The sequence below is a fragment of the Pseudomonas sp. N-1-13 genome (assembly GCF_057787095.1).
Genome location: NZ_JBYNRI010000001.1, coordinates 3463009 through 3477093, shown reverse-complemented (window position 1 = coordinate 3477093; position 14085 = coordinate 3463009). Strand labels below are relative to the sequence as shown.

Below are 14085 nucleotides of genomic sequence, written 5' to 3'. Positions count from 1 at the left end.
TTGTTTGGTCCATTTCAAAGTCTTGAAAACTCAAGTGAGTCGATCAGGGCGCCGCGCCGGTCCGAGACCTGCGCGGGCGCGGCGTCGCTCGCTAGCTTTGGGAATTGGGTTTGGTCTTGAGTTTGCCCAGCAGCTTGTCCAGGGACTTCTGGTTCAGCGCCTTGGCCAGAGGGAAATCCGCTGGCATCAGCGAACCGGCCTGCGGGTCGAGGCAGTGCTCGACCAGCGCCTGCAAATGTTCCAGCAGACGAGCGGGCAAACGGCTGTCGGCGTTCGGTGTGACGCTGTGCCATTCGACACGCAACACGCCGTCCTCCAGCCAGGCCACCACTTCACGGGCATGGGTCACTCGGTTCACCGGGGCCACCTCCGGCGGCGGGGTCAGGCTGCTGGCGCGCAACCAGCCCTCTGGCGTTTGCTCATGCCCCAGGTAGTTGAACAGCACATCACCGTGGCTGGCCGGCAACTCGCCGCGCTGGCGCAGCAAGCCGTAGCCAAGGCCTTGGCCGGGTACGTCACGCAAGGCTTGCTTGGCGTTGCGCACCTGCTCGCCCGCGGCACCGCGGGCGTTCACCCGCAGTGGGTACAGCGTGGTGAACCAGCCGACGGTGCGGCCGACGTCCAGCCCGGCAAACGGTGCGTCACGTCCGTGGCGCTCAAGGTCCACCACGATATCGCTGCGCTGTTCGACCTCGGCCAGGGTCGCGGCGAGGGCGGCGATCAGCAGTTCTTCCGGTTGCGTGCGGTACGCCGCGTGGGACTCGGTCAGCCATTGCTGCGTGCGGCTGGCATCCCAGCGGGCCGCCAGTGTCTGGCGCTCGGCGACCGTGGCCATTGGCGGCCGGTTCGTGCCGACCTGGGCACTCCAGTAGCGATGCTCGGTAGCAGCCTTCGCGGCATGGGCTTGCAGGTGTTCGGCCCATTGACGATACGAGGTGGTTTTTGCCGGCAACGCCGCGCTTTCGCCACGTTCCAGGGCGGGGTACAGCTGTTGGAAGTCTTCCAGCAGCGGCGTCCAGGACACCGCATCGACCACCAGGTGATGGGCCACCAGGTACAGGCGCTGCGGCGTGCCCTCCAACAGGGCTGCGGCAAACAACGGGCCGTGTTGCAGGTCCAGGCTCTGCGCGACGTGCAGCAGTTGTTCCGGGCGCTCGCAGCGGGTCAGTTGGGCCGGGGCCACCGGCGCGATGTGCGCCTGCCATTGCCCGTCGATGTTGCTGAAACGCAAGCGCAGGGCGTCGTGGTGGGCCACCAGCCGGTCCAGCGTGGCTTGCACGATGGCCGGTTCCAGGCGACGGTCGCTGTCGGCCAGAACCGATTGGTTCCAGTGGGCGGCCTGGACCTGCTGCTGGTCGAAGAACCACTGGTGCAACGGCATCAGCGGCATTGGCCCGCTCACGTCGCCTTGCTCGGCCTGGGTCAACAGAGTCGTGGTCACGTGGGCCAGCGCCGCCGGGGTCGGCGAACGGAACAGGTCCCGTGGCGTGAGCGAATAGCCCTGTTCACGCAGGCGCGAGATCAGTTTCAGGCCGAGGATCGAGTCACCACCCAGGGCAAAGAAACTGTCCGAGGTGCCGACTTCACGGCCGCCGGTCAAGGTGTCGCCGAGCAGTTCGCCGAACAACTGGCAGAGCAGGCGTTCCAGCTCGTTGCGCGGTGCCGCGTAGTCTTTCTGGGTGCTTGGCAGGCGCAGGGCAGCCAGGGCCTTGCGGTCGATCTTGCCGTTGGTGCTCAGAGGCAGGGCCGGGATTTGCACCCACACCGCCGGCACCATGTACGCCGGCAGTTCGGCCGCGAGCTGGGTGTCGAGGTCCGACTGCGCGGTGCTACTGCTGTAGAACGCCACCAGGCGGTTGTCGATGACCAGGGTGCAGGCGCCGGTGATGGCCGGTAGGTTCAGCAGCGCTGAGTCGATTTCCCCCAGCTCGATGCGCTGGCCGCGCAACTTCACCTGATGGTCGAGACGCCCCAGGTACTCGATGTTGCCATCGGCCAGGAAGCGGCAGCGGTCGCCGGTGCGGTACAGGCGATCACCCTTGATGAATGGGCTGGCGAGGAAGCGTTCCTCGGTCAGGTCCGGGCGTTTCAGATAACCCCGGGCCACACCGACGCCACCGATGTACAGCTCGCCGATGCTGCCAATCGGCAACGGCTGCATGGCCTCGTCGAGGATGTACAAGCGCAGGTTGGCGATGGGTTTGCCAATCGGCACGATCACGTCGTTGGCCGAGCAACGCCAGACCGAGACGTCGATGGCCGCTTCGGTCGGGCCGTACAGGTTGATCAGGGCGGCCGGGTGCTGACCCATGAAGCGCCGCACCAGATCTACTGGCAAGGCTTCGCCACTGGCGAACACCTGGCGCAGGCTGTGGCAGTTGACCAGGCTCGGTTCTTCGACAAACGCCCGAAGCATCGACGGGACGAAGTGCAGGGTGGTGACCCGTTCCTGCTGGATCAACTGGCTGAGATAGGCCGGGTCGCGATGCCCGTCCGGACGCGCCACCACCAGGGTCGCGCCGGTGATCAGCGGCCAGAAGAACTCCCACACCGAGACGTCGAAGCTGTACGGGGTCTTTTGCAGGACACGGTCGTTCGGGCCAATCGGGAAGGCGTCCTGCATCCAGTGCAGGCGGTTCATCAAGGCGCCGTGTTCGTTCATCACGCCTTTGGGTTGGCCGGTGGAGCCGGAGGTGTAGAGCACGTAGGCCAGGTCGTGAGCTTCAACGCTGATCGGCTCGAACGCTGGAGCCTGGGGCAGAGCGTCGAGGGTCCAGGCTTGATGTCCGGTTGGCAGGCGCGACAGCCACTGCGCCTGGGTCAAGGTGACCTTGGCATCGGCGTCTTCGATCAGGAACGCCAGGCGTGCAGCCGGCAATTCCGGGTCCAGCGGCAACCACGCGGCGCCGGCATGGACGATACCGAGCAAGGCCACGACCATCTCCACCGAACGTTCCATGCACAGCGGCACGATGCTGTCGGTGCCTACACCGGCGGCGCGCAGGGCCCGGGCAACGGTTTGCGCCCGTTGATCCAGTTCGGCATAGCTCAGGCGCTGGCCATCGAACACCAGCGCTGGGGCGTTGGGGCTCAGGGCGGCTTGTTGACTGAGTGCGGTGTGCAGGTCGGTCGGGCCGCTGTAGTGACGTTCGGTGGCGTTCCAGCGATCCAGTTGCTGCTGATCCTGCTGTTGCGGGAACAGTTCGACCAGCGTGCGCCCAGGGGTTGCCACCAAGGCATCAAGCAGCGCACACCATTGAGTGCTCCAGCGTTGCATCGTCGTTTCGTCGAACAAGGCCGATTGGTATTCCAGCGCCAGCGTCATGTCGCTGCCATCGTCCTGGACTTCCCAGCTCTGTTCGAACTTGGCGTCGATCACCGGCAGCATCTGCTCTTCGACGTTCAGCCCCGGCCATTGGCTGCTGTCCATCCGGCCATAGTTCAGGGAGAACAGCACCTGGAACAGCGGTGTACGGTTCAGGTCGCGGTTTTGCGCGACAGCACCGACCAGTGTGGCGAAGGGCAGGTCGGCATGGGCCTGGGCTGCGCGCAGGTCGGCCTCGAGGCTGGCGAGCAATTGCTCGGCCGGAGCCCGTTGGTCGACGTCGCTGCGGATCACCAGGGTGTTGACCAGACAGGCCAGCAGTGTCTGGGCTTGCGGTTGATCACGCTGGTCCGCCGGGGTGCCGAAGCGAATCTCCCGTTGACCGCTGTAACGCGCCAGCAGCGCGCTCAAGGCCGTGGCGAGCACCACATAGGTGGTGGTGCCGCGCTGACGGGCGAACTGACGGATGGCTTCGGCGCGCTGGGTGCCGAGACGGAGGGTCAGTTGCCGGGCGCGACGATCTGCTTCGGCGCCACGCGGATGGTCGATGGGCAGGTCGAGTTGGTAGTCTTCCTGGCCCAGGTGGTTTTTCCAATAGTCCAGGCTGTCACTGCGTCGGGTCTGGGTGTCCGGGTGCTGTTGCCACAGGGCGAAATCGACGTAGTCGATCTCCAGCGGCGTCCAGGCCGGCGACTGCCCGTTGAGGCCGGCGGCGTAGGCCTGGGTCAGTTCGTCGATGAGCAACTGCATGGCCCAACCGTCGGTGGCACTGTGGTGCAGGCACACCAGCAGCAGGTTTTCGTCGCTGCCCTGGCGTTGCAGCAGATGCGCGCGCCAAGGTGCGGCGGCGGCCAGGTCGAACGCTGTCATCAGTTCGTCCTGGGCGTTGGCGCAGGCCGAGGCCCAGTCCTGGGTCGCGACGTCAGTGACCGCGAGCGCCGGTCCGTGGTCGTCGATCAGCAATTGCGGCTCGCCGTCGACTTCGACAATCCGGCTGCGCAGCACCAGATGGCGCTGGCTGAGCTGCTCAAAGGCCTCGCGCAAGACCTGGACCTGCAGCTCACCGCGCAAGGTCAGGGCAAACGGCATGTGGTACTCGCGGGATTCCGGCACCAGGCGACTGAGCATCCAGAATCGGCGCTGGGCCAGACCCAGGGGCAATTGCGCCGGGCGCGGTTGTGCGCTGATCGATTCACCGGGCATGGCCGCGCGCAGATGCTCGGCCAGGGCCGCGACCGTCGGTTGGGCGAATACCAGCGGCAAGGGCAGGGAAACCCCAAGGCGCTCACGGACCCGACTGACCAGGCGGGTGGCCAGCAAGGAGTGGCCTCCGAGTTGGAAGAAGTGATCTTCGATGCCGACTGGCGAACAACCCAGCACTTCGCCGAACAGTTCGCAGAGTACGCTTTCAGTGGCGTTGCGCGGTGCTGTGCGCGGCTGGTCGCTTTGGCTCTGTGGCAGCGGCGTGGCGGCCAATGCCTTGCGGTCGAGCTTGCCGTTGCTGTTGAGCGGCAGGCTGTCGAGCTGCACGAACAGGCTTGGCTGCATGTGCGCGGGCAGGCTGTCGCTCAACTCGGCACGCAGGGTCGCCTCATCGGCGTCTCCGCACCAGAAACTCACCAGGCGCTGGTCGAGCAACAAGGTGGCGGCATCGCGAACACCGGCCTGCGCGAGCAGTGCAGCGTCGATTTCCCCCAGTTCAATGCGCTGGCCGCGCAATTTCACCTGATGGTCGAGACGCCCCAGGTACTCGATGTTGCCATCGGCCAGGAAGCGGCAACGGTCGCCCGTGCGGTACAGGCGGTCACCCTCGATGAATGGGCTGGCGAGGAAGCGTTCCTCGGTCAGGTCCGGGCGTTTCAGATAACCCCGGGCCACGCCGATGCCACCGATGTACAGCTCGCCGATGCTGCCAATCGGCAACGGTTGCATGGCCTCGTCGAGGATGTACAAACGCAGGTTGGCGATGGGCTTGCCAATTGGCACGATCACGTCGTTGGCCGAGCAACGCCAGACCGAGACGTCGATGGCTGCTTCGGTCGGGCCGTACAGGTTGACCAGGGCCGCCGGGTGCTGGCCCATGAAACGCCGCACCAGATCCACCGGCAGTGCTTCGCCGCTGGCAAACACCTGGCGCAGGCTGTGGCAGTTGACCAGGCTCGGTTCTTCGACAAACGCCCGCAGCATCGACGGTACGAAGTGCAGGGTGGTGACCCGTTCCTGCTGGATCAACTGGCTGAGATAGGCCGGGTCGCGATGCCCGTCCGGACGGGCGACCACCAGGGTCGCGCCGGTGATCAGCGGCCAGAAGAACTCCCACACCGAGACGTCGAAGCTGTACGGGGTCTTTTGCAGGACACGGTCGTTCGGGCCAATCGGGAAGGCGTCCTGCATCCAGTGCAGGCGGTTCATCAAGGCGCCGTGTTCGTTCATCACGCCTTTGGGTTGGCCGGTGGAGCCGGAGGTGTAGAGCACGTAGGCCAGGTCGTGAGCTTCAACGCTGATCGGCTCGAACGCTGGAGCCTGGGGCAGGGCGTCGAGGGTCCAGGCTTGATGTCCGGTTGGCAGGCGCGACAGCCACTGCGCCTGGGTCAAGGTGACCTTGGCATCGGCGTCTTCGATCAGGAACGCCAGGCGTGCAGCCGGCAATTCCGGGTCCAGCGGCAACCACGCGGCGCCGGCATGGACGATACCGAGCAAGGCCACGACCATCTCCACCGAACGCTCCATGCACAGCGGCACGATGCTGTCGGTGCCTACACCGGCGGCGCGCAGGGCCCGGGCAACGGTTTGCGCCCGTTGATCCAGCTCGGCATAGCTCAGGCGCTGGCCTTCGAACACCAATGCTGGGGCGTTGGGGCTCAGGGCGGCTTGTTGGCTGAGCGCGGTGTGCAGGTCGGTCGGGCCGCTGTAGTTGCGCTCGGTGGCGTTCCATTCGACCAGTTGACGCTGACGTTCTGCCGCTGGCAACGGTGACCAGTCCCCGAGACGGGTCTGCGGTGCTTCGAGCATGGCTTCCAGCAGTTGTTGCCACTGTTCCAGCCAACGCCGGGCCGTGGTTTCGCTGAACAGCGCGGCGCGGTACTCCAGCAACACCGACAGCACCTCGCCGTCGTGCACTTCCCAGTTCAGGTCGTACTTGGTGGCCTGGGCGGTCACCGCCCGTTCGCTGACCTGCAACTGCGGCCATGGCTGGCTCGACGAATCGGAGTTCTGCATGGCGAACAGCACTTGGAACAGCGGCGTCTGGCCGAGGCTGCGCGAAGGTTTCAGGTGCTCCACGACCTGGTCGAACGGCACGTCCTGATGCTGCTGGGCATCCAGCACACGGTTGCGCACCTGGCCCAGCAAACCTTCGAAATCCAGCGTCGGATCCAGATCGGCGCGCATGACCACGGTGTTGACGAAGCAGCCGATCAGCGGTTGCAGCTCGGCGAATGGACGCTGGGCCACCGGGCTGCCGACCCGTACGTCGCGCTGGTTGGCGTAGCGCCCCAAGAGCAACTGCGCCGCACCGAGCATGAGCATGTACAGCGTGGCGCCGCGTTGCTGGGCGAACTGCCGCAGGCGTTCCACCAGGGCAGACGGCAGTTGCAGTTGCACTGCGCCGGCCGTCGGGGCGAGCTGGTTTGGACGGCCCTGTTCGGTCGGCAGGTCCAGCAGGTAGTCGCCGTCCTCCAGTTGGTTGCGCCAGTATTCCAGTTGGCTGCTGAACACGGTCTGTTGACCGGGCTCGCGCTGCCAGAGGGCATAATCGGGGTATTGCAGCGCCAGTGCCGGGAGTGCCGCCGGAGTGCCCTGGCACTGGGCGGTGTAGAACTGTCGCAGCTCATCCAGCAGGTTCTGGCTGGAGGCGTCATCGGTGGCGCAGTGGTGCAGGCTGAGCAACAGCAGCGACTGGGCGCCGCCGCTGCGTTGCAGCAGTGTGGCACGCACGGGCACTTCGGCGGCGAGGTCGAAACGGCGGCCAGTTTGCGCGTGGATCGCCGCGTCGGTCAGTTGTTGCCACTGCTCGTCGCTGGCGGCCTGCAGTGGCGTGACTTGCAAGGTGATAGCGACTTGCGGTTCGACGATCAACGCCAACTCGCCGTCGGTATCGCGCACGATGCGGCTGCGCAGAATCTCGTGGCGCTGGACCACGCTGTCCAGGGCCGTTTGCAGGGCCTGGACATTGAGTTCGCCGTCCAGTTGCACGGCGCTGACCACGTTGTATTCACCACCGCCGACGCTCAGTTGTTCGAGGAACCACAGGCGTTGCTGTTCGAACGACAGCGGCAGGCGTGCCGGACGTGCCGGTGCAGCGAAGGTCGCCGCCGGGGCTTGCAGGGGATCGCCCAGCAGCGCGGCCAAGGCTTCAAGGGTTGGGTGTTCAAATACCGAGCGCAACGGTGGCACGCTGGTGAACTGTTGACGCAGGCGGGCAAACAGCGCCGCCGCCAGCAGCGAGTGGCCGCCGAGGTAGAAGAAGTGGCTATCACGGCCGATCTGCGACGACGGCACGTTCAGCAACTCGGCCCACAGGGCAGCCAGTTGCTGTTCGGCGACGCTGCGCGGTGGCTGCAGAGCGTCTGGTGCGGCTTGGATGTCCGGGGCCGGCAAGGCCTTGCGGTTGAGTTTGCCGTTGTCGGTCAGTGGCAACTCATCGAGCAGCACGAATGCCGAAGGCACCATGTAGTCGGGCAGGGCGGCGCCAATGGCGTTGCGCCAGGCGTGGATGTCGGCCTGCTGGTCGCAGGTCACGTAGGCCACCAGGCGCTTGTCGCCGGGCACGTCTTCACGGGCTAACACCACGGCCTGGCGCACGCCCGGTTGGGCGCCGATCAGGGTTTCAATTTCCCCCAGTTCGACGCGGAAGCCACGAATCTTCACTTGATGATCCATGCGTCCCAGGTATTCGAGCTGGCCGTCCGGCAGCCAGCGCACCAGATCGCCGGACTTGTACATCCGCGCACCGGGCAGCGACGAGAACGGGTCTTCGATGAACACCTTCGCGGTCTGTTCGGCACGGTTGAGGTAGCCCAGGGTCACGCCGGCACCGCCGATGTGCAGTTCCCCCGGGACGCCCACCGGCATCGGGTTGAGGAACGCATCGAGCACGTAAGTGCGCACGTTGGCGATCGGCCGGCCAATGATCGGCCGCAGCGGGAAGTCATCCACCGCGCAACCGGTTGCATCGACCGTGCATTCGGTTGGGCCGTAGGTGTTGAAGAAGCGGCTGCCGGCAATCGACGGCAAGCGTTGCCATAGCTGTGCATCCACCGCATCGCCACCGAACAGCACGAAGCGCGGCAGGTACACCTCGCCACGGCGAACACCGTCGCTTTCAAGCAGGGCCTTGAGCTGTGCCGGGGTGCACTCGAAGGCTTCCAGACGGGTGTCGCGGAAGAACCCGGCCAGGGCCTCGGGGTCGTAGCGCACGTCTTCCGGGGTCAGGTACAGGCTGTGGCCGTCGAGCAGCAGGATCAGCTCGGCCACCGAGCTGTCGAAGGCGAACGAGTAGTTGAAGCTGGTGCGCATCGGCTGGTCGGTGTAGCGGCGATACAAACCATGGATGCGCGCCCAGGCCAGGTTGACCACCGAGCCGTTGGTTACCAGGGTGCCCTTGGGCTTACCGGTCGAGCCGGAGGTGTACATGATGTAGGCCAGGTCTTGCGGGCCGGCGAGCGGGGCAGGGTTGCTGTCCGGCTGGTTGGCGAACAGCGCTGCGTCGCTGTCCAGGCGCAAGCGTGGCAGTTCGGCGCCCAGCTGTTCCAGCAAACCCTGCTGGCCGAGGAACAGTGCCGGCTGCGCGTCTTCAAGCATGTACGCCAGGCGATCCACCGGGTAGGTCGGGTCCAGCGGTACATAAGCGCCGCCGGACTTGAGAATGCCCAGCAGGCCGACCAGCAGTTCCAGCGAACGCTCGACACACAGCGCTACCGGGCGGTTGGCACCGACACCACAGCTGCGCAGGTAATGCGCTACCTGGTTGGCGCGCCGGTTCAGTTCGCCGTAGCTCAGGCTGCGGCCTTCGAAACACAGGGCGTCGCGTTCCGGGGTGCGCTCGGCCTGTTGTTCGAACAACTGGGCAAAGGTCAGGTGCGTCGGCACCTGCATCTCGGTGCGGTTCCACTCAACCACGGTGCGTTGCCACTCCGCGTCCATTAGCAGCGGCAAGGCGGCGACCGGGCGCTGTGGCTCGGCGAGCATGTGTTCGAGCAGATGCTCCAGGCGCGCGAGAGTATGGCGGGCGCTGTCGGCGACGAACAGGTCGAGGGCGAACATCAGCTCCAGCTGGATCGGCGCATTGGCCGGGCACAGCACGTGCAAGTCCAAGTCGCATTCGGAGTGCCGCAGCGGCGTGTCCAGGGCTTCGAATTCCAGCCCGGGGAAGCGCAACCGCGACTCCATGGCCAGTTGCTGGGCGACCATCACCTGGTACAGCGGTGCATGGCTGAGGCTGCGCGGCAGTTGCAGGCTGTCGACCAATTGTTCGAACGGCAGGTCCTGATGCAGCAAGCCATTGCGCAGACGCTCGGCCACTTGTTTGACCAGGGCGGTGAAGTCGGCTTGCGGCTCGAAGTCCGCGCGAATCGCCAGGTTGTTCAACAGAATGCCCAGCAGGCCTTCGGTGCCCGGTTGTTCCCGGTGGGTGACCGGGGTGCCGACCAGCACCGTGGCATCGCCGCTCAAACGGTGCATCAACACGGCGAAACCTGCGAGCAGGACGGTGAACGGCGTGGTGCCGAGGCGACTGGCAAAGGCGTGTACCCGGGCGCTGAGGTCGGCGCTGAGTTCACGCTGCACGATCCCGGCGCGGTAGCTTTGCACCGACGGTCGAGGATGATCGGTGGGCAAGGCCAGCAGCGGGCTGGCGTCGCTGTCGCGACGGTCCAGGGTGGTGGTCCAGTAATCGAGTTGGCGCTTGAGTTCCGCGCCTTGCAGATGTTCGCGCTGCCAGAGGGCGAAGTCAGCGTATTGCAGTGGCAGGGCCGGCAGTTCGGCGGCGGCGCCCTTGCAACGGGCTTCATAACCCAGGGCCAGCTCGCGCAGGGCGATGGTGGCCGACCAGGCGTCCGAGACCAGGTGATGCAGGGCGATGCCGAGCACATGCTCGTCCGGCGCCAGGCGCAGCAAGCGCGCCCGCAGCAACGGAGGGCAGGTCAGGTCGAACGGTTGCTCGAAGGTGTCTTGCAAGGCATTGAACTGCGCGCCGGCGCGCGCGGTAGCGGTCAGGCTCGACAAGTCTTCGAAGGGCAGCGAGATGTCCAGCGCTGGGCTGATGCGCTGGCAGGGCACGCCGTTGTTATTGTGGATGCCGGTACGCAGGATTTCGTGGCGCACCAGCAGATCGTTCAGGCTGGCGTGCAGCGCCTGGACGTTGAGTTCACCCTTGAGGTGCAGGGCGAACGGGATGTTGAACAGGGTGGTGCCCGGCGTCAGTTGTTCGATGAACCACAGACGCTGTTGCGAGAACGACAGCGGTAGCAGCGGCGGACGAGGCTGGGCCTTGGGCACGCTGAGCGCGTTGGCGTGTGGTGCGGCGGCCTCGGCCTGGCGGGCGGCGATGGCTTTGGCCAGCAAGGCCACGGTCGGCTGTTCGAACAACACCCGCAACGGCAGGTCGAGCTTGAATTGGGTGCGCAGGCGGGCCACGATCTGGGTCGCCAGTAGTGAATGCCCACCGAGGGTGAAGAAGTTGTCTTCCACGCCTACTGTGTCGCGCCCCAGGACCTCGGCCCAGACAGACGCCACGCTGGTTTCCAGCGCGTTGCGCGGGGCGATGCTGTGCTGGGTGTCGGCCTGCCAGTCCAGCTCACGGGCGGCGAGGGCTTTGCGATCGACCTTGCCGTTGTTGTTCAGGGGCAGCTTGTCCAGGCAGACGAAGGCCGCCGGCACCATGTACGGCGGCAGTTGCGCGCGCAGGTGCTCGCTCAGGTCGTCGCTGCCCAGGGCCTGGTCATGGGCCGCCCAGTACGCCACCAGCCAGGCTTCGCCGACGGTGTTTTCCCGCAGCAGGACCGCGGCTTCCCGCACGTTCGGGTGCTGCGCGAGACGGTGTTCGATTTCCGTCAGCTCGATCCGGTGCCCGCGCAGTTTGACCTGCTGGTCGCGGCGGCCGAGGTATTCGATCACCCCGTCTGCACGCCAGCGCCCCAGGTCACCGGTGCGGTACAGGCGACCTTCGAGTTGAGGATGGTCGATAAAGGCGTCAGCGGTGCGTTGCGGGTCGTGCAGATAGCCGCGGCCGACGCCGACGCCCCCGACACAAATTTCCCCGGCCACGCCAACCGGCACCGGACGCAGGGCTTCGTCCAGCACATACAGGCGGTTATTGGCGGTCGGCTGGCCGATGGGCATGTGGCTGACTTCGGCCCCTGGTGCTTCGAAAATCGGCTGGAAGGCCACGTCGTCGGCGCATTCAGCCGGCCCGTAGGCGTTCATCAAGGCAATGTCGGGGAACCGGGCGAACCAGTCGCGGGCCACGGTCGGCGGCAGGGCTTCACCAGTGGGCAATACCCAGCGCAGGTCCGGCAGTTGCAAATCGCATGGGCACAGCGCGAGCAGGGTGCGCATCAGGCTCGGGACGATTTCCAGCACGTTCAGGCGCTCGCTGGCGAGCACTTGCAACAGGTGTTGCGGGTCGTGGGCGACTTCATCCGGAAGAATGTGCACGGTGGCACCGAGCACCGGCGCGGCGAGGAACTGCCACACCGAAATGTCGAACGCCACCGAGGCGGTCTGGGGAATCCGGTCGGCGGCGCTGAGGCCCAGGGCCGGTACTTTGCCGAAGATGTTGTTGAGCATGCCGCGCTGTTCGATCATCACACCCTTCGGAGTGCCGGTCGAACCGGAGGTGAACAGCACGTAGGCCAGGCTGTCCGGACCGGCGAGCACCGGCAGAGGCGCGTCGTTGCCCGACGTCCAGCAGGCCTCGGCGAACAGCGCCTCGGGCGCCCGGTCGAGGTCGCTGAGCAGTTGATCGAGCAGGCCGCTGCAGGCTTCGCTCGCCACCAGCAGAGGCGCGCGGGACAGCCCGAGGATTTCCCGCAGGCGCTCGGGCGGGTGATTGACCTCAAGGGGCAGCATCGCTGCGCCCGCCTTGAACACGGCCAGCATCATGGTCAACAGCGCCAGGCCACGAGGGGCCACCAGCGCGACCAGTTGATCTGCACCGGCGCCGGCCTCGCGCAGGGCATGGGCCAGGCGCGTGGAACGCAGGTCCAGCTCGGCGTAGGTCAGTGACTCACCGGCGCAGATCGCAGCGACCTGATCACCGCGCTGGGCGACCTGGGCGGCAAACAGCTCGGCGTAGCTTTGATCCAGCGGGAAATCGTGGCGGTTGAGTGCCCACTCGCCCAGCAACTGTTGGCGCTCCTCGGCGGCCAGCAGTTCGAAGCTGGCCAACGGCGCGTCGGGGGCGGCGAGCATGCTGCGCACCAGGCTGGCGATGTGGCCCAGCAGGCGCTGCACGGTGGCGGCCTCGAAACGTTCGCGGTCATACGACACGCGGATGCCCAGCTGTTCCCCCGGCAGGATCACCACGGTCAAGCCGTAGTGGGTGTGCACGCTGTGGTCCATGCCTTCGAGGCTGAACTGGAAGCCGCCTTCGAGGATCTGTTCGTCGATGGGGGCGTTTTCGAATACCAGGATGCTGTCGAACAGGGTCTCGCCCCGGGGGAAATCGCTCCAGCCCTGGATGTCGGTCAACGGCGTGTGCTCGAAGTCACGCATGTCGACGTTGAGCTTTTGCAGGTCGCCCAGCCAATTGCCGAGCGTGGCATTCGGGTCCACCGACACCCGCAGTGGCAGGGTGTTGATGAACAGGCCGATCATTTGCGCGACGCCGGTCAGGTCGGCCGGACGCCCGGCCACGGTGACGCCGAAGACCACGTCCTGTTGTCCGCTGTAGCGCGACAGCAGCAGTGACCAGACACCCTGGAAAAACGTGTTCGGGGTGATCCGCCGATTGCGGCAGAACGCCGCCAGCGCCTGGGTTTCCTGCTCGTTCAGGTGAATCAGTTGATCGTCCACCAGCACCGCATCGGTGTAGCGGTCGCGGGTCACGCCGTTGTCCACGGTCAGTGGCGTGGGCGCGTTTAGACCTTGCAACTGGCCGCGCCAGAACTCCTCGGCCTTGCCCGCATCCTGGCGTTGCAGCCACTGGATGTAATCGCGAAACGGCCGAGGGCTTTTCAGCTCTGGCGTGCGGTCGTTGCACAGTGCTTCGTAGACTTTGAGGAAGTCCACAGTCACCAGGGAAATGCACCAGGCGTCCATCAGGATGTGGTGGAAGCTGCGAATGAATTCGTAGGACTCATCAGCCAGGCGCACCAGCCGGAAGCGAATCAGCGGTGGCTTGGACAGGTTGAAGCCGACTTTCTGCTCGTCTTCCAGCAGGGTGCGGATCCGTGCTTCCTGCTCATGGGGGGCGAGCCCGCGCAAATCGAGGGTGTCCAGCGGTACCTTGACCTGACGATGGATCACCTGCACCGGTTGCTTCTGGCTTTTCCACTGGAAACTGGCGCGCAGGGAAGGGTGCAGCGCTACCACCTGGCGCCACGATTCGAGGAACGCGCCTTCATCGATGGCCCCGCCGATGCGGTAGCGATCCTGCATCAGGTACACACCGGAGTCTTCGTGCAGCAGGGAGTGGAACAGCATCCCTTGTTGCAGCGGCGACAGCGGGTAAATGTCTTCGATCGGGTTACCGGTGGTTTTTTCGCTGGTCATTGAAAGGATCCTGCGTAAATAGGGGCGACGGTGATGGCGTGGTGACG

Annotated in this window: 1 protein-coding gene; it reads right to left on the bottom strand. The window is 65.7% G+C overall.

What is annotated here, in order from left to right; genetic code table 11:
- Positions 1 to 91: 91 nt before the first annotated feature.
- On the bottom strand, positions 92 to 14038 hold the full coding sequence (locus AC3I65_RS15585) for a non-ribosomal peptide synthase/polyketide synthase (RefSeq protein ID WP_488523972.1): 13947 nt from the start codon (positions 14036 to 14038) through the stop codon (positions 92 to 94).
- Positions 14039 to 14085 lie beyond the last annotated feature (47 nt).

Bases quoted from the DNA above. Each gene is read 5' to 3' on its own strand.
- AC3I65_RS15585 (WP_488523972.1), bottom strand. From the start codon at position 14,038: ATGACCAGCGAAAAAACCACCGGTAACCCGATCGAAGACATTTACCCG.